We start from the raw sequence: 17,743 nt of genomic DNA, 5'->3' as shown, positions 1-17,743 counted from the left end.
TCAATTGCGAAGTTTCACCAACCGACCTTTGGTTCACGCTGATGCAAAAAAGCCGCTGGTAAAAACCAGCGGCTTAAAAGTGTGTCTGGAAGGCCGTGGCTTAGTAGCTGGAGTGGCCGTAGCCGCTGCTGTGTCCGCCGCCAAAACCACCAAGAGCATAGCGGAAGCCAAAGGTGACATCGTGCGATGTGATACCTTCAAACTCCATGGGATTGGCAATGTTATTTGCACCACCAAACGCAATGATGTCGCCAGAAGACGCATCACCGATATCAAGATAACGATATCCGAAATCGAGCGTTACACGATCGCTCACTTCGTAGCCGAGCCCAGCGTGCAATGCCCACGCAAATGCCCATTCCCCATTGTCTGAGGCATATGCCACACTGCTGGTAGGAGTATTTGTATCGGTGAGGTTGTCGATCATAGTGTACGATGCACCGATACCACCACCCACATAGGGTGTAATGCCATGATATGTGCCAAGATCAACGAAGGCGTTGGCCATCACCAAAAACTCTGACTTGTCCGCCGTGTACTGGTTGGTTCCGTCCCACGTACCATCACCAGTCGTATCGTAGCGATCAAGGCCATCATAGCCTGTGCGCATACGGTACTCAGCGCTGATGTCGGCACGGAACCACTCGTTAAACCGATAGCCAACCGCCGCACCAGCCAGGCCACCTGCTTCGAACTCTGAGCTGAGAAACTCGAACCCAACTGGGTTGCTGAAAAGCGCGTTGTCCAAACGGTCCACTTCCTGGTTCGTAAAACCAACATAGCCGCGCAGATAGAGATTGCCGCCGAGCTCAAGCTCGAACTCTGGTTCGAAATCAACAATTGGCGGTGGAATATAGTCGGCTGCAAAAGCCACCCCTGAAAACAGGGTCGAGGCGAGCGCACCGATGAACAGAGATTTGGATGACTTACCCATCACATCATTTCCTTCTTCGCTGTCGAACGGGCTCACGCCAAAGATGGCAATGGGCCGTTTGCGAGAACAACTATGGCGGGCAGAGGTTAAAGCAGGCTTAACCTTGATTTTTAACGTTAAAAATTAAAGTAAATGGATAGTTAAAAGAAGTTACTGGAAAATGAATACTTAAAGTGCCTTGCGTCCCAATCAGACACAGTTCGTCGCGCTGCCGACACACAGATCAGCCGGAGCCACCCATTTTATCGAAGGAAATTCAGCGCGTTAGGCCGCCTTGCGCAACGTATCGCAAAGCTCGTCCACCAGCGTCTCAACCAGCGCTGGATCATCGCCTTCGGCCATGACTCGGATCAGCGGCTCGGTACCAGAAGGCCGGATAACAAGGCGCCCCTGGTTGCCCAAACGTTGCTTTGCGGCCTCAATAGCATCCTTAACAGCGTCGCGCGCGAGCGGGCTGTCACCCTCAAACTGAACATTTTTAAGGATCTGCGGCACCGGCTCAAAGCGGCTGCAAATCTCTGACACGCTGCGCTCTTCTTGCGCCACAACAGAAAGAATTTGCAGCGCCGACACAAGCCCATCACCGGTCGTCACGAAATCAGAGAGAATGATGTGGCCCGACTGCTCACCACCAACATTGTAGCCATTGGCTCGCATATGTTCCACGACATAGCGGTCGCCAACCTGGGTGCGCACAAGTCCCAGGCCCTGCCCTTCCAGATAGCGCTCCAGGCCAAGGTTCGACATCACCGTCGCCACAACCCCCGGCTGAGTGAGCTTGTCGCTGGCGCGCCAATTGTCGGCCACCACCGCCATCAGCTGATCACCCTGCACGATGGAACCACGCTCATCAACAAGCACCACACGGTCCGCATCACCATCAAGCGCGATACCAACATCAGCGCGCAGTTCACGGACCTTGTCACACAGTGCTTGCGGCTGCGTGGAACCGCAGCCAGCATTGATGTTCATACCATCTGGCTGATCGCCGATGGTGATCACCTCTGCTCCCAGCTCCCAAAGCACGGCCGGGGCCACTTTGTAGGCCGCGCCATTGGCGCAATCGAGCACCACGCGCAGCCCAGCAAGGCTCATAGAGCGAGGCAGCGTGCGCTTGGCAAATTCAATGTAACGCGCCTGCTCGCCATCCAAGCGCTTGGCGCGACCGATGCTGGCCGACCCGGCAAGCAGATGCTCAACCGGCGCATCCATCAGCGCTTCAATTTCCAGCTCTTTCTCGTCGGACAGCTTGTAGCCGTCCGGACCAAACAGCTTGATGCCATTGTCATGATAGGCATTGTGAGACGCTGAAATCATCACACCAAGGTCGCAGCGCAACGAGCGCGTCAGCATCGCAACGGCCGGTGTTGGCATCGGGCCCACCAGGAACACATCCATACCGACGGACGTGAATCCGGCGACCAGCGCATTCTCAATCATGTAGCCAGAAAGGCGCGTGTCTTTGCCGATGATCACGCGGTGGCGATGCCCGCCATTGGTGAACAGTTTGCCGGCGGCCATGCCAACCTGCATGGCAACCCCTGCTGTCATCGTGCCAGCATTGGCCCGTCCGCGAATGCCATCGGTTCCAAAATAACGCCGTACCACTGTTCAACCCCTTACAACCCTGGGTAATCCCAACACCCCACCCTAGCGTTTGGCGCCAAACATCACGTTAGCGCAAGCGTTTCAGGCATCAAAGATCGTGACCAAGCTTTACAGATTGCAAACAGGCTTAACGTTCAAGACCAGCTCGCAGTGACCCTTCACAGGCCAAATCACACCCAACATCGCCACCAAACCAAAAGACCCCAGCTTAAAAGCCGGGGTCTTTAAACATCAGATGTGAAGGAACAAGCTAGCTTGGCTGCGGTTCCATATCACCAACGTCAGGCTCATCGCCCTTGTCTTTAGGCTTGTGGCCAGCACTTGGCACGGCAGACCCACGCGAGCGTGTTGGGGTATCATCGATATCCTCACGCACAGGCGGCTTGCCATCCAGCAGCGCTTTGATTTCATCGCCCGACAGCGTTTCATACTCCAACAAGCCATTGGCGATGGTGTGGAGCTGATCGATATTATCCAGCGTGATTTTCTTGGCAGTCTGATAGCCCTGCTCGACAAAGGCTTTCACCTCTTCATCGACAAGTTGCTGCGTCTGCTCCGAAACAGTCTGGTTCTGCGCCACCGAGTGACCCAGGAACACTTCCTGCTGGTTCTCACCATAGAGCAGCGGTCCAAGTTTGTCGGACATGCCAAATTGCGTGGCCATTGCCTTGGCAAGCTTGGTTGCCATTTGGATGTCGCCAGACGCGCCAGAGGTCACCTTCTCATAGCCGAAGATTTCCTCTTCAGCCACGCGACCGCCCATGGCAACGGCAAGGTCAGCATAGCACTTGGCACGAGTCAGAGAGACCTGATCCTTCTCCGGCAAACGCATCACCATACCCAGCGCACGACCACGTGGAATGATGGTGGCTTTGTGGATCGGGTCAGACGCCGGCATGTGCAATGCCACCAAAGCATGACCAGCTTCGTGATAGGCGGTTAGCTTTTTCTCTTCCTCAGACATGACGAGCGTGCGGCGTTCAGCACCCATCATCACCTTGTCCTTGGCATCCTCAAACTCGCTCATCGTGACCAGACGCTTGGAACGACGTGCCGCCAACAAGGCAGCTTCGTTGACAAGGTTCATCAAGTCAGCACCGGAAAAGCCTGGTGTTCCGCGCGCCAGCACCTTCAAGTCCACATCCGGCGCCAACGGCACGTTGCGCACATGCACTTTCAGGATCTTTTCGCGGCCAACAATATCTGGGTTCGGCACAACGATCTGACGGTCAAAACGACCTGGACGCAGCAATGCAGGGTCAAGAACATCGGGACGGTTGGTCGCCGCGATGATGATCACACCCTCATTGGCTTCAAAGCCATCCATCTCAACCAGGAGCTGGTTCAGTGTCTGCTCGCGCTCGTCATTGCCGCCGCCGAGACCGGCACCACGATGACGACCGACCGCATCGATCTCATCGATGAAGATGATGCACGGGGAGTTCTTTTTGGCTTGCTCGAACATGTCACGCACACGGCTGGCGCCGACACCAACAAACATTTCCACAAAGTCCGAACCGGAGATGGTGAAAAACGGCACGTTGGCTTCGCCGGCCACCGCACGGGCGGTCAGCGTTTTACCGGTGCCAGGAGGGCCGACCAGCAACACACCACGCGGAATACGACCGCCGAGACGTTGGAACTTTTGCGGGTCGCGCAAAAACTCAACGATTTCTTCCAAGTCTTCCTTGGCTTCATCAATACCGGCCACGTCTTCAAACGTCACCTTGCCGTGCGCCTCGGTCAAAAGCTTGGCTTTCGACTTGCCGAAGCCCATGGCTTTGCCACCAGCACCGCCTTGCATTTGGCGCATGAAGTAAATCCACACGGCAATCAACAACAGCATAGGGCCGAACGAAATCAGCACAGAAAACAGCGAGAAGCCTTCATCCTGTGGCTGGGCACTGATGCGTACCCCTGCCGCGGTCAGGTCTTGCACCAAGTTTGGATCATCGGGCGCAAAGGTCTGGAACTGGCTACCATCGGTGTAAACGCCAGAGATTTGCTGGCCCATGATGTTCACATCGCGAATGCGGCCATTCTGCACTTCAGACAAGAACTGCGAATAAGCGATGTCCGTTCCACGGCCTTGCTGAGTTGGCCCTGAAAACATGTTGAACAGAGCCACCAGCAGCAGGCCGATCACGACCCAAAGAGCAAAATTACGGAAGTTGGAGTTCATAAAAGGTCCAATCCTAACCAGGAAAAATGTGTTGGGTCGGCCAAAGGCTCGGCGCAAAATCACCCGTTATGTTGGAAGATAGGTCCCCAAGGCCCGATTGCCAAGGAATGAGAGGGGAATCGCGACAAGATTCCGCACAAAGGGGTTAAGGGCCGAGTTATTTGCATGTCCACGCGAAGGTCCAAGGCTCTCACTGTCCCAGTTCGCGTGGCAAAGCGGCCATGAACACAGTGCCAGATTCACGGCAAGCGTCTTTGTCTGCCCCACCCAGGTCACCGGTCTGAAGAGTGGCGACCACGTCGCCGTTACTTTCGCCAACAGGAAGGCTTTCAAGAAGCCGCTTGCTGAGGCCATCGCGGTCAAGCTTCGGCTCAGGATCACCAGATTGCCAGGCGCGGACTGTCAGGCGCTTCTCGGTCCAGTTGCAGACGTCAAAGCGATCATCCCACTGCCCGCTCTCACCAGGCTCGATGGCAAGCTGAGGGAAACCGGCGCGACCAGATTCCGCGTAAGCTGAAAGGTGTTGGGTCTTGCTCTCATCTTGCCCCTTGCCACGCCACCATTCCAGCACCGCACCGCCACCAACCCACTTACCCTTTGGCTCATTGGCAATGCGCCGTGCCAGCGCAACCATACGCCCCAAACCAAAGGCCATGTTCCGATCAGAGGCAGATGTAGATCGCATGCGCGCAACGCCACCAAGCACCAGGCGTAGAAACCGCGCTTGAACCACCAACGGTTGGTCACACAATGAAAGATCACCATCCACAAAACCTTGGTATGCGCCACCTACCTCATCGAAAAGGCAGAGGGCGTAGTGATCCAACGCCGTGTTTTCCAAACCAGCGATATGCGCTGTTTCAGCCAAGCCATCGACGATACCCCTGGCTCCGTCAGGAGCGGGCGCATCGGCCAGCCACGTTCGAAACCGCACACGGGTATAGCTCTCATCGGTGTTGGACGGATCCTGTGTCGGTTGCCAGGGTGTTCCGTCAAGAACAGCGTGAAGCTCAGCGCGAGACCAATCTAAAAACGGGCGAACAACAACAGCGCCTTGCAACTTCGCTTGCGGGCGAATGCTGGCCAGCCCTTCGCATCCCGTGCCACGAGCCGCGCGCATCAGCAGGGTTTCAGCCTGATCGTCGGCGGTGTGGGCCGTCAGAATGACCGACTGTGTCTCTGATGCCGTGCGAGACAAGGCACCATAGCGCTGACCACGCGCCCAATCCTGCGCGTTCCTCGCAAAAGGTTTACGGTCCAGTTTGGTGGCTCGAAAGGGAACGCCAAGCTCTTTGCAAACCTCGCCGACCATCTTCGCTTCATCCGCCGATTCCGGACGCAAACCGTGATCGATTGTTTGCACGGAGAGTTTCGACGCCAGCAAACGCGCATCGCGCAACTTGGCCAAGCCAACCAACATGGCCAAAGAGTCTGGACCGCCTGAAACGGCAAGCAACAGCGTAGCGTGGCTCGACAGATCAGAGCCAACAGCCCGCCAAGCGTCGCTGCACCATGCTTCGCCGGCTTCGGTGGGTGTGTCTGATGATGTGGCTCTAGGCGCGTCTAGCACCCAGCGAGGCCCTGTTCGGTGCGTGCCGTATCAAGCACGATTTGTGGCGCGCGCGGATAGTCAGACAAAAGCTTGGTGAATGTCGCACAGGCTTGGCTCTGCGCGCCAAGGCGCTCCAGGCTCATGGCAAGCTTCAACAGCGCATCTGGCACTTTGACGTCTTCAGGATAATTGTTGAAGACGGCCAAGAACTGCTCGGCTGCGGGTGTGTAAGCGCCCATGGCGAAGTGCGATTCTCCAAGCCAGAAATGCGCGTTCGGGCGCAAACGATCATCCGGATAAAGATCGATAAAGTCGGAGAAGGTTGAAACCGCCTGGCCGTAATCGCCGCGCAAGACGTGGTCATAGCCAAGCTCATACACATCGTTGGCGCTTAAGCTTTCCAGCGGATCGATGCTGGCAACCGCGCCGCTGAGCGGTTGCTGCGGACGAACCTCCGGTGCGGCGTTCAGTGTCAATGTGGACAGATCAAGCGGTCCGTTGGGATCACCAAGAGTTGCGCCGACCGGTTGGCCGTCCTGACCGACACTCAATGTACCGAGGTCGCGCGGCGGGTCTCCACGTTCGCGCGCCAAGAGCACTTCGCGCAGCTGCGCGTCAGTGGCCCCGCCTTCAGCCGCCCCCCGTTCCATGGGCAAGCCAGACCCATCATTGATGCCATTGCCTTCCAGTTCGCGCAGGCGAAACTCTGTGTCTTCGCGGGCACGTGTCAGCTCATCCTGGAGCTGGCGCATCTGGAACATCAACTGCTCCATCTGGCCGACCAGATTGCGCAACTCGCCTTCCAGTCGATCCACGCGAATGTTGGTTTGCGCTTCCACGGCCGGGTTTGACTGAGCAAGAACCGCTCCGTTTGAGCTTGCTCCAGGCGCCAGCGTTTGCACACCCCCACCGGGCGCCAGCGTCTGCACACCTGCTCCACCAACGTTACCCGGTGGCAGCGGAACCTGCTGACCTGGCGCGACTTGCGCAAAAGCTGGCCCAGCCAAAACGCTGGACAGAAGAACCGGTGCAATCCAGCTGGAAAGGCCGGTAAAGCGAGACAGAAAGGTCATGAAAACCCCACAAGAAAATCATTTTCGGCCAATGTGGCCCGTTGCCGCCATGCTTTCCACCCAAAGGCGGCAAATATGAGGAAAATGAGGGCGATACGCCCAGCAATCCATGACTGTCATGCCTTTGTCACACGCTGGACGGACAACAACAGCGTATCCGCGAAAGGCCATGGGATGGCGACCTACCAAACAATTCTGATCGATGGACGCACCGGCGGCGAAGGCCGCTACAAGTTCAGCGCGCCAGACGATTTGATGGAGCGTACGCCCGTTCGTGCCATGCGTGCTTTCATGGAATCGGTTGAAGCCAAAGATGTGCTTCAAGGCCATCAGGATTACGAGATCAATGCTGCGATGAAGAGCCCGCACCATGAAGTGATCACCACATTGGGTGTTTTGCATCTCACCAACGGCGATCAGGCACCCTTTATGGCAATGATCTCACCACAGGATTTGAACGCTTAACTGCCTTTTTAGTCTGCTTGGCAGGCGGACGGTCCGCCGTTGGTCTGCTATTCGTCCGCCCATAGTCCGCTGCTCGTCTGCTCGCCGTCCGCTTTTAAGCAGACCGTCTGGTCACCAAACAGCAAAAAGCCGGGCACTGGCCCGGCTTTCTACAGGAGCTTAACGAGGTCGGTTTAGCCGCCCTGCAACACCGTCACCGCGCGTCGATTTTGCGACCAGCAGGTGATGTCGTTACACGTCGCAACGGGGCGCTCTTTACCGTAGGAAACAGTGGAGAGACGGGTCGGCGAAATGCCGCGAGAAATCAGATAATCGCGCGTCGCCGCCGCACGACGAGCGCCCAGCGCAAGGTTGTACTCGCGGGTGCCGCGCTCATCGGCGTGACCTTCAATTTGGATCGCGTACTGCGCATATTGGGTGAGCCATGCCGACTGGCGATCCAGCGTCAGGCGACCCTCAGCGGTGAGCACGGTGGAATCGGTTTCAAAGAACACCCGGTCACCAACATTAACGGTGAAATCCTGCGCGCTGCCTGGAGGCGCCGCCTGCTGCGACAGCGGAAGCTCATCCGGTGTTGTCGAAGCGCAGGCCGCCATGAACAGGGCAAAAAACGTCGCCATGAAAAGGCGGGCAAAAAGACTGACGTTGGTCAGAGCCATAGGGCGGGTCATGGGAAGGGTCTTTCTCAAATCTGGCAGGGCACGAGCCGCCCCAAGACGATGCGCACCATTGGATACGCTTTGGTCATAAATTAGCAACGTTAAGCGCCGGTTGTCGATCATGGTAAACGCGGGCTTTTTTGTGGCACCTGTCTTATTCACCAAGCCCGGATGAACCTATGCTGAACGAAAGGTTAAACCGGCAGCTCAAGCCGAGGGCAGATCGAACCTTCCAGCCTGGGTGTTTTTGCGCAACTCACCAGCCGCAAACACCCGACCGTTCATGACGCCATAGACACCGGCAGGCAAAGTCTGCGCAGCGATCACAGCGCCGCCCATATTGAACGAGGCATCCGAGCGCCCAAAGGAATGCGGGCACATCGCACCGGTCAGAACGACCGTTTTCTCACCCACCTCACCATCAAGAAAGCGTGCGGTTAGCTCCATGGTCCCGGTCCCCTGACTGACGACAATGGCGCTTTCATCTGCGGCAACCACCGCGTCGAGAATTGCCTGGCGATCAGCATCGGTGAAGTCCAAACTGTCCTTCATCATCAGCTCACGCAGGGCAGCATGATAGCAACGCGCATTGTGCAACAGATCAGCGATCTGCGCCTTACCGCCCATCTCGAAGCCCAAGCCCTCGGTCTGCCAGTCGTGCACCTTCTCAATGGTGCCACCGGTGGTCAGAACGAGAACGTCACGCATCGGCGCGACCATCGACTGCTGCTCTAGTTTAGCAGCGGTGACCAGGCCGGGTCAGACCCAAACGATGGCGTATCAACACGCAGTTCGTTGAAGCCGGTCAGATCAATGGTCCAAAGCTGCGGCCCGCCATTGGCGCCCGGCGTATCGCGGAAGAACATCAACACGCGGCCATTGGGGGCCCAAGTCGGCCCCTCATTATGGAAGCCTTCGGTCAGAATGCGCTCGCCTGAGCCATCGGGGTTCATCACGCCGATCAAGAAGCGACCGCCCTGCTGTTTGGTGAAGGCAATCAGGTCACCACGCGGTGACCAGACAGGTGTTGAATAGGTGCCTGAACCGAAAGAGATGCGCTCCTGGCCAGATCCATCGGCGTTCATCACATAAATCTGACCGGAACCAGAACGGTCGGAGGCAAACGTGACCCGAGCACCATCAGGCGCAAAGCTCGGCGAGGTGTCGATCGATGGCGAAGAGGTGAGGCGTGTCGTGTTCTGGGTCTGCAAATCAAAACGATAGACATCCGAGTAGCCATCGTTCTGCAACAGGCTGAACACCAGATTGCCACCATCAGGCGAGAAGCGCGGAGCGAACGTCATACCAGGGAAGTTGCCAACAATACGCCGCTGACCGGTCTCAATGTTGAGCAGATAAACCTGCGGCTGCCCGCCATCATAGGACATGTAGGTGATCTCTTGGCGTCCAGGCGAAAAGCGCGGTGTCAGCACCAGGTCGGTTCCCGCCGTCAGATAGCGCACATTGGCACCATCCTGATCCATAATGGCGAGCCGCTTGATGCGGTTTTCCTTTGGCCCAGTCTCATCGACAAACACAACACGGGTATCAAAATACCCGCTCTCGCCAGTCAGGCGCTGATAGATCGCATCGGAAATAATGTGCGCCACACGGCGCCAATTGTCCGGCGTTGTGAAGTATTGCTGGCCGATCATTGCTTCGGCGCCAAACACATCCCAAAGGCGGAAATCCACACGTAGACGTCCATCATTCTGGCGTTCCACCTGGCCAACAACAAGAGCCTGAGCGTTGATCACACGCCACTCGGCGAAGTTCGGCCCGGCGCTTACCGAAAGCCCCTGCTCGATGAACGAGGCAGGATCAAGCGTTCGGAAAAGGCCGGAGCGATTGAGGTTGTTGGAAATCACCTGGCTCATCTGCGCAGCGATCTCGCCATCGCCGGTCGCGGAGGTGAAAGCCGGAATGGCAATCGGCAAAGGCTCAAGATTGCCTTGCGTGATATCGATTTCCAGCACCGCATGAGCAGGCCGTAGCGTTGTTACCAAGGCCATCAAAGCCATCGCCACGAAAAATCCAAAGGGGCGGACGCTGCGCATTGAACCAGACTTCAGCATCAACATATTCTCACTCCTAAAACCGCACGTGGTTGTTAGCGCAACATCTCGCGCGGGTCGAAATTCACTATCACATTCTGCCAGGCAGCATACTTCTCAAAGGGCAGAGAATAAGGCGCGCAGCGGCGCACGGCCCGCACAGCGCTATCAGCAGCCGCCTGGAAAGCTGGGTTGCCCGATGAATTGATCACCGAGGCGCCTGCCCTCAACGAACCATCCTCAGCAAGGTTCATCTGCACACGCACCACCAGATCATCAGCGCCGACAGCACCGACAGGTGGGTTCCAACAGCGAGCGATCTGCCGGCGCAATGCATCCATCTCACTCTCCGACAGGGTTTGGTCTCGCCCTTCGGCCGCACCGCGTGTGGCAGGTGCCTGATCAGCGGCGCCGCCGCCACCCTGATTTTCATCACGGTTGATAAGGGCCGCAATCTCATCAGGGTTGAACTGGCTGTCATCGGGCTGCTGCACCGGTTCCGGTCGCTGCACCGGCTGCGGCGCCACATCAGGGCGCGCCAAAGGTGCGGGCGCAGAGAAACGCGCCGTCTGCGTCGGTTCTGGTTCAGGTGCAGGCTCTTCAGCCGGAGCGGGCTCCGGCTCAGCAACTTCTGGCTCGGGCGCTGGGGCGGGCTCTGGTTCAGCTTCCACCGGTTCAGGTTCTGGTTCGGGCGGAGGGGGTGGGGGTGGCGGCGCTGCCGTATCGGGCGTTGCACGCGCATTGTCGGCAGCAGTGGCCGCATCTTGGCGCCCTTCGCCTCCGGTGTCGGTGCCACGATCCGTCTCAGATTGACCAACTGACTGTGGCGTCTCAGGTGTTGGCAAAGGTTCGGCGGTGCGCATGCCGCGTGTGACCTGGCTGAACTCCTCAGGCGAGAGAATATCGACTGGCACAGCTTGCGCTGTGACCACGTCGAACGGGTCTGGCTGCGACAGGTTCACCACCATGCCCGCAAACAGCGCGCCATGAAGAACAAAAGAAAGGGGAACACCAAGCCGCATGATTGATCCGTCAGTGCGCCGAAAACCGGCGACCTAAGACCCTTCCTCTTCTGCCGTCACAAGCCCCAAGCGCTGATAACCAGCGCCGGAAATGCGCGCCATTACCTGCATGATCGTGCCGTAATCCGTGCCGCGGTCACCGCGCACGAAGATGCGCGTGTCCACGCCCTCACTGGCAATGGCCTCCAATGTGGTGAGCAACTGTGCCAGCTCGATTTCGGTTTCCTGCAAGAACACCCTGCCATCGGCGGTCACCGAAACGGTGATCGGTTCTTCTTCGCTTTCCAGCGCATTGGCAGAGGTTTCAGGCAGATCGATCGGCACACCGACAACCAACAAAGGCGCGGCAACCATGAAGATAATCAAGAGCACCAACATCACATCAACAAATGGCGTGACGTTGATCTCACTCATCGCGCGTGGACGCGCCCGACGCCTACGACGCGAGCCGCCCGATCCACCGGTGGCAACACCCATACCCATCTTTGACGTCCTTACTCAGCTGCCGCTGGCTGTGCCGCAGCGCGCTCATCGATCTGGCGCGACAGGATGGATGAAAACTCGTCAGCAAAGCCTTCCATCCGGGTTGTCTGCCGAGCAACATCAGCCACAAATTTGTTGTAAAAAATTGTCGCCGGGATGGCGGCAACGAGGCCAAGCGCTGTCGCAAACAAGGCCTCGGCAATGCCAGGCGCGACGACGGCAAGATTGGCATTCTCAGTGGCGGCAATAGCCTGGAACGCGGTCATGATGCCCCAAACGGTACCGAACAGGCCGATAAACGGACCGGCTGATCCGACCGAGGCGAGCACCAGAAGCCCGTTCTCCATTTTCTCAAACTCACGGGCGATGGTAACGTCAAGCACCTTCTCAATACGCGTCTGCAAACCAACCATGGAGCGTGCGTTGCGCTCATGACTGCGCTTCCACTCGCGCATCGCCGAAACGAAAAGCGCCGCCATCGTTGTGTTCGTGCGCTGCGCGGTGATGTTGTAGAGCTCTTCCAGGGATTGGCCCGACCAGAAGACACGCTCAAAGCGATCCATCGCCTTCTTGTTGCGCGAGAACATCAGATATTTGTCGATCACAATGCCCCAGCACCAAACCGAGGCAATGATCAAACCAACCATCACGATTTTCACCACGATATGGGCCTGCCAGAACAGGCCGAGCAGCGAGAGGTCGTGGCTCTGCGTGCTCAAAGCGGTGGTAAGAACGTCCGTTCCGTCCATGGGTATCCTCAGGTCTTAATCGTCAAGGGTGGTGGTTGGCGGGCGCTGTTGCGCTGTGATTGTGTCATCATCAGGACGCCATGCTGCGGCGCACAGATGCTGCGCCAGCCACCATGGCTTGGGTCAGCAGCCTAACGGCCCAACCCTAAAGCATGGTTAACCAAGGGTTAGCGGTTCGCACGGGCGCGAATGAAACGACGGTTAGGAGGCAGGAAACAAGGCACGTGTGGTTGGCGGCATGCGCACCGGGCGGCCTTTGCCGTTCATGCAGACCACTGTCACCATGGCCGTGCAAAGTTCGCGACCGTCCAACAACACGCGTTGAGCGATGGTACCGCGCACGCCGGTGGTTGAGATCGGAACGGCTTCCACGGTGAGCAAATCATCGATCCTGGCAGGCGATTTGAACGCGATATCCATCGCCGTGACCGTCAAGAAGATGTCCTCCTCGGCGAGCCGGGTCTGGTCGATGCCATGGGCGCGCAGGGTTTCCGTTCGCGCCCGCTCCATAAACTTCAGATAATTGGCGTGATAAACAATGCCCGCCAGATCAGTGTCTTCGTAGTAGACCCGGACTTGGATGGTGTGGGCGGGCAAACAGGTATCGGTGATGGGCATAGGATGTCCGACAAAAGCACCAACAATAAAGCAACAGCTTTGCTTTGCCGGGACGAAGCGCATCTGTAAAGAAACAAGCAAGGCGCAAGCAGACCCAAACTCGCCTTTATTCTCCGCCAGTTCCCAGTTTTCAGTGATGTGGGAGCGCCTAATGATCACGCGGCGACAGTTTTTGGCTTTATTTGGCGGTGCGATGGCCGGCGCCACAGCACTGGGCGGTCATGCCTTTGGCTACGGCCCTCTACGCGCTCCAAGGATCACAGAATACACCCTGTCACCGCCCGGCTGGCCCGAGGATCTCAACGTGCGCATCGCAGTGATCGCTGATGTGCACGCCTGCAAGCCTTGGATGTCCGCTGATCGTATTGCAAGCATTGCCGAAGCCACCAACAACCTTGGGGCCGACATGATCGTTCTGCTGGGTGATTTTGTCGCCGGTCATGTTCTTGTGACCGGTCAGGTACCTTGGCAAGACTGGGCTGATGCTCTGGCCAAGCTCAACGCGCCTTTGGGCGTTCACGCTGTTTTGGGCAATCACGACTGGTGGGAAGACCGACAGGCCATGGCTTCCAGAAGCGGGCGAACCTTCGCACACGCAGCTTTGGAACGCGCAGGCATAACTCTGTACGAGAACGATGCCGTCCGGTTGGACAAAGACGGCAAGTCATTCTGGCTGGCAGGTCTTGGCGACCAGTTGGCCTTTCTCCCAGCCCACGGGTGGAACAGGGCAGCAGACGTTGGTTTGGATGATTTGCCCGGTACGTTGGCCAAAATCACCAACGACGACCCCGTCATTTTGCTCGCACACGAACCAGACATTTTCCCACAAATCCCAGACCGCGTAAGCCTAACCCTTTGTGGCCACACCCATGGCGGTCAAGTTCGCCTACTGGGCTACTCACCGGTTGTGCCTTCGCAATTCGGCAATCGCTTTGCCTACGGTCACGTGATTGAGGATGAACGACACATGATTGTGTCAGGCGGGCTGGGGTGCAGCATAATGCCAGTACGGTTCGGCATACCGCCCGAACTGGTCATTATCAACTTAGGCAATCAGCGGACGGATATCGCATAGACCGACACCCGCCCGGTGATGGTCTTACAAATCGAACTGATAGCTTTGCGGCACGTAGCGGAAGCCATCACCATTCGCCTCCACATAGCCTAAGGCCGGAAAGGGCATGTGGTAGCCGACAAAGGGAATGCGGTCGGTCGCCAGCATGCCAAGCACTTGGCGGCGTGAAGCAGCAGCCGCCGCCTTATCGGCATCAAACCGCACTTCCCAATCGGGATAGGCCAACGACCACACATAGTGGTTGGCAAGATCAGCGATCAGCATGAGCTGAGCGCCATCGCTCTCAATCATGTAGGTCATGTGACCCGGTGTGTGACCGAAGGCAGCAACTGCGGTGATCCCGCTCGTCACTGAACCACCATCCTCCAGAAACGTCATCTGGTCGGCCAACGGCACCACCGAGCCACCGATCATCTCGGCCAATTGCGCAGGTGCGTTGTCACCGGTCCAAAAATCAAACTCCGTCGATCCGGTGATGTAGCGCGCATTGGGAAATGCTGCGCTACCACCAGCCATCAACCCGCCAATGTGATCGGGGTGCATATGGGTGATGACGACAATCGTGACATCCTCTGGCGTGTAACCAGCATCGGCCAGTGCGGCAGGCAAATTACCGTTGGTGCCACCATTGCCAGTGTCGAAGAGCACCACCTCACTGCCTGTGTCCACCAAGGTTGGCGTGAAGAAAAACCGGGCCTGATCGATGGGCAGAAAATTGTTGGCGGACACCTCAGCGAACTCATCCTCAGAAACGTTCATGCCAAAAATGCTCTGGGGATCAGGCACGTTGCGCGCACCATCAAGCAGCGTAACCACGCTAAACGATCCAACCGTCACAGTGCGCGACAGGCCGCCACCTTGTCCTTGGGCGACAGCGGGCGTTGGGCCAAGTTGTGGTAGGACGGCGGACCCAACAACCAGACCGCCGCTGGCAGCCAGAACGGATCGACGGGTAAGTACAGGGGACTGAGGCATAACTTGCTCCAAAGTGCGTCAAAAACATAAGATAGTCTTTACCTAGAGCAACATTGCGACACGCCTATGGTACATGAAGTGATCGCCAAGAAGATGTGGATGGCTCGACTTCATGTTCTGTCCGTGACAAGGAGCAAAGCTTCACCACGATAAAGGCCGATCCCACGTGACGACGTCCGAGCAGGCAGTTCTGCGCCCGAAAACTGAACCGGGCCGCGCGGAGTTCATCGCGCTTATTGCGCTGCTAATGTCCACGATTGCCCTCTCGGTGGATCTGATGCTGCCCGCCTTGGGCGAGATGAGTGATCATTTTGGGTTGGCCACCGACAATGATCGCCAGGCGGTGATCACCGTCATCTTTGCCGGTCTGATGCTCGGCCAACTCACCTTCGGTCCGCTGTCTGATTACATCGGACGCAAACCGGCTATCCTCATTGGGCTGGGTTTTCAGATCACCGGGTCACTGCTTTGCATTTTTGCGCAAGACTTTATGCTTTTGCTGTTTGGTCGTTTCTTGCAGGGCTTTGGCGGCGCGGCACCACGCATTGTGATCGTCGCCATGGTGCGTGACCGGTTCGAAGGTCAGGAGATGGCCAAGATCATGTCTGTGGCGCTCACGGTCTTTATTCTGGTGCCAACCTTCGCCCCAGCGATTGGCCAGGGCATTTTGTTGTTTGCGCCGTGGCAAGGGCTGTTCGTCACATTGCTGGCCGTCGCCCTGTTAGGCGGCACATGGCTTGCGATACGCCAGCCCGAGACCAACACCAATCCATCACCTTTTGATGCGGGCAGAATGCTTGGCGCCATCAAGACGGTGTTCACAACGCCGGTCTCACTGCTCTATGCCACGGCAGCAGGATGCGCATTCGGCACGCTGCTCGGCTACATCGTCTCGTCGCAGCAAATCCTCCAAGACCTTTATCAAACCGGCGAACTCTTCGCGCTTTACTTCGGCATCACCTCGGCGCTGGTGGCCCTTTCCACCACGGTCAATGCCTGGCTGCTCAATCGTTTCTCAATGGAAGCGATCACCGGATCGGCCATTGGCACCCAAGTTGTCTGGTCTTTGGGGTTTTTGGTCTGGATCACAGCCACTGGCACAAACCCACCTTTGGCGGCGTGGATGGTGTTCATCTCTGTGGCCTTGTTTCTGGTCGGCATGACGTTTGGCAACTACAACGCCATTGCCTTGCGTCCCCTTGGCCAGATCGCCGGCATTGCTTCGTCTATCCTTGCGTCCATCCAAACGTTGATCAGCATGCTGGTCGCCACAGTTGTTGGCGCAGCATTCGCCATGAGCGTCGCACCCGTTGTGCTGGGATCGGTGCTGATGGGGCTAGTCGCCTCAGCCTTGATGGTTTGGGCGCGTTACCTCAGCAAGCGTCAGGCGGCGCTTGCCGACTCTTCTGAGTCGAGATCAAGCGGCACATAACGAAACGCATCACCTACACGCTCCACGCGACCAAGTGCGGGGAACGGCATGTGATAACCAGCAAACACCAATTGCTCGTCCGCTGCGCGACCAAGCCAGTGCGCGCGCATCGCAGCTGCTTTTTCGCCATCTGCATCAAAACACATGTGCCACTCGGGATGCGCAAACGCCCAAACCGGATGGTTGGCAAGGTCGCTCGCAACCAGAACCGAGCCTGAACGCGAGGTAATCAGAACACCCAAATGCCCAGGCGTATGACCACGCATGTCGACGAGTGTTGTGCCAGGCAAGACCGCAAGTCCAGGAGCAACAGGCTCGACAAGGGCGCCGAGTGCGGCCAGCGTCGGATCCGATGGCGCAGCCTTTACCTCGTCGGCGGCAATCACATGGCGCGCATTCGCAAAGCGCGGTGTGCCTTCGTCCGTCAGAAGTCCGCCGGTGTGATCGCCATGCAGATGGGAGATCACCACTACATCAATGCTGTCCGGATCAATGCCCAGTGCGGCAAGACCCTTTGGCAGGCCGCCGCTGTGGGACGGGCCGGATGGACCAAAACCGGCATCGACCAACACCCGCTTTCCGCCCGATTCAATCAGCGTCATAGTGACGGGAAAGTCGAATTCCGCCGGTGATGTGCCCAGCGAGATGCACTCCTCGTCAAAGGTCAGGTCGTCGACATTGGTACCGAAATAGTCGTGGGCGGGCGCATGATGGTCCCAGCCATCATGGATCTGGACGACGCAAATATCATCAAGGGCGTAGCGGTAAAAGCGGCCTGGCATGACACAAAACTCGGAACGGGGTCAGAGTGTAGAAACAACGGCCCGCAGCGTCTAGCATCAGATGGTCTAGGGTCAGAGAC

Annotated in this window: 17 protein-coding genes; 3 read left to right on the top strand and 14 right to left on the bottom strand. The window is 57.5% G+C overall.

The features are described from left to right. Positions 1-100: 100 nt before the first annotated feature. The 5 genes from ABWH92_RS08200 to ybgF form a co-directional block, all read right to left on the bottom strand. Positions 101-934 carry an outer membrane protein gene (locus tag ABWH92_RS08200; protein ID WP_375573790.1) on the bottom strand — a complete coding sequence of 278 codons (834 nt, stop codon included), beginning with the start codon at positions 932-934 and terminating at the stop codon, positions 101-103. A gap of 264 nt (positions 935-1,198) precedes the next feature. Further along, positions 1,199-2,542: a phosphoglucosamine mutase gene (glmM, locus tag ABWH92_RS08195; protein ID WP_375573788.1), complete on the bottom strand. Its 1,344-nt coding sequence runs from the start codon at positions 2,540-2,542 to the stop codon at positions 1,199-1,201. A 250-nt stretch (positions 2,543-2,792) separates the two neighbouring features. Beyond that, the gene (ftsH, locus tag ABWH92_RS08190) at positions 2,793-4,724 is read right to left on the bottom strand and encodes an ATP-dependent zinc metalloprotease FtsH (RefSeq protein ID WP_375573786.1); all 1,932 of its coding nucleotides are present in this window, start codon (positions 4,722-4,724) and stop codon (positions 2,793-2,795) included. Between the two features lie 190 nt (positions 4,725-4,914). Further along, positions 4,915-6,294: a tRNA lysidine(34) synthetase TilS gene (tilS, locus tag ABWH92_RS08185; protein WP_375573784.1), complete on the bottom strand. Its 1,380-nt coding sequence runs from the start codon at positions 6,292-6,294 to the stop codon at positions 4,915-4,917. Beyond that, a complete protein-coding gene (gene ybgF, locus ABWH92_RS08180) occupies positions 6,288-7,349 on the bottom strand; it encodes a tol-pal system protein YbgF (RefSeq protein WP_375573782.1) in 1,062 nt (353 codons plus the stop codon). The genes tilS and ybgF overlap by 7 nt, the downstream gene beginning before the upstream one ends. Before the next feature lie 174 nt (positions 7,350-7,523). On the opposite strand from ybgF, the gene ABWH92_RS08175 reads away from it, so the two are divergent. Next, complete coding sequence (locus ABWH92_RS08175; RefSeq protein WP_375573780.1) at positions 7,524-7,814, top strand: hypothetical protein; 291 nt, start codon at positions 7,524-7,526, stop codon at positions 7,812-7,814. Between the two features lie 173 nt (positions 7,815-7,987). Here the strand turns inward: ABWH92_RS08175 and pal are convergent, their stop codons facing one another. From pal to ybgC, 7 genes are all read right to left on the bottom strand, one after another. Next, complete coding sequence (pal, locus tag ABWH92_RS08170; RefSeq protein WP_375573778.1) at positions 7,988-8,485, bottom strand: peptidoglycan-associated lipoprotein Pal; 498 nt, start codon at positions 8,483-8,485, stop codon at positions 7,988-7,990. A 195-nt stretch (positions 8,486-8,680) separates the two neighbouring features. After that, entirely contained in the window at positions 8,681-9,181 is a 501-nt protein-coding gene (locus ABWH92_RS08165) for an asparaginase domain-containing protein (RefSeq protein WP_375573776.1), read from the bottom strand. A gap of 23 nt (positions 9,182-9,204) precedes the next feature. Beyond that, the gene (gene tolB, locus ABWH92_RS08160) at positions 9,205-10,548 is read right to left on the bottom strand and encodes a Tol-Pal system beta propeller repeat protein TolB (RefSeq protein ID WP_375574216.1); all 1,344 of its coding nucleotides are present in this window, start codon (positions 10,546-10,548) and stop codon (positions 9,205-9,207) included. A 35-nt stretch (positions 10,549-10,583) separates the two neighbouring features. Next, on the bottom strand, positions 10,584-11,549 hold the full coding sequence (locus ABWH92_RS08155) for a cell envelope integrity protein TolA (RefSeq protein WP_375573774.1): 966 nt from the start codon (positions 11,547-11,549) through the stop codon (positions 10,584-10,586). A 33-nt stretch (positions 11,550-11,582) separates the two neighbouring features. Continuing rightward, entirely contained in the window at positions 11,583-12,032 is a 450-nt protein-coding gene (tolR, locus tag ABWH92_RS08150; protein WP_375573772.1) for a protein TolR, read from the bottom strand. Between the two features lie 11 nt (positions 12,033-12,043). Continuing rightward, positions 12,044-12,781, bottom strand: a complete 738-nt coding sequence (tolQ, locus tag ABWH92_RS08145; RefSeq protein ID WP_375573770.1) for a protein TolQ — start codon at positions 12,779-12,781, stop codon at positions 12,044-12,046. A 201-nt stretch (positions 12,782-12,982) separates the two neighbouring features. Further along, positions 12,983-13,399 (bottom strand): tol-pal system-associated acyl-CoA thioesterase, encoded by a 417-nt coding sequence (gene ybgC / locus ABWH92_RS08140; RefSeq protein ID WP_375573768.1) that lies wholly within the window; start codon positions 13,397-13,399, stop codon positions 12,983-12,985. Positions 13,400-13,550: 151 nt separating this feature from the next. Between ybgC and ABWH92_RS08135 the strand changes: the two genes are divergently transcribed. After that, positions 13,551-14,474, top strand: a complete 924-nt coding sequence (locus ABWH92_RS08135) for a metallophosphoesterase (RefSeq protein WP_375573766.1) — start codon at positions 13,551-13,553, stop codon at positions 14,472-14,474. 24 nt (positions 14,475-14,498) lie between these two features. Here ABWH92_RS08135 and ABWH92_RS08130 read toward each other — a convergent pair whose 3' ends face one another. Further along, complete coding sequence (locus ABWH92_RS08130; RefSeq protein ID WP_375573765.1) at positions 14,499-15,449, bottom strand: MBL fold metallo-hydrolase; 951 nt, start codon at positions 15,447-15,449, stop codon at positions 14,499-14,501. 166 nt (positions 15,450-15,615) lie between these two features. Between ABWH92_RS08130 and ABWH92_RS08125 the strand changes: the two genes are divergently transcribed. After that, positions 15,616-16,881 (top strand): multidrug effflux MFS transporter, encoded by a 1,266-nt coding sequence (locus ABWH92_RS08125; protein WP_375573763.1) that lies wholly within the window; start codon positions 15,616-15,618, stop codon positions 16,879-16,881. Here the strand turns inward: ABWH92_RS08125 and ABWH92_RS08120 are convergent. Next, entirely contained in the window at positions 16,833-17,663 is an 831-nt protein-coding gene (locus ABWH92_RS08120; RefSeq protein ID WP_375573761.1) for an MBL fold metallo-hydrolase, read from the bottom strand. The two genes, ABWH92_RS08125 and ABWH92_RS08120, sit on opposite strands and share 49 nt — an antisense overlap. Between the last annotated feature and the right edge of the window lie 80 nt (positions 17,664-17,743).

Source organism: Ahrensia marina (genome assembly GCF_042140245.1).
Classification (GTDB): Bacteria; Pseudomonadota; Alphaproteobacteria; order Rhizobiales; family MH13; genus MH13.
The sequence above is the reverse complement of the archived record's forward strand: the minus strand, read 5'-3'. Positions and strand labels throughout refer to the sequence as shown.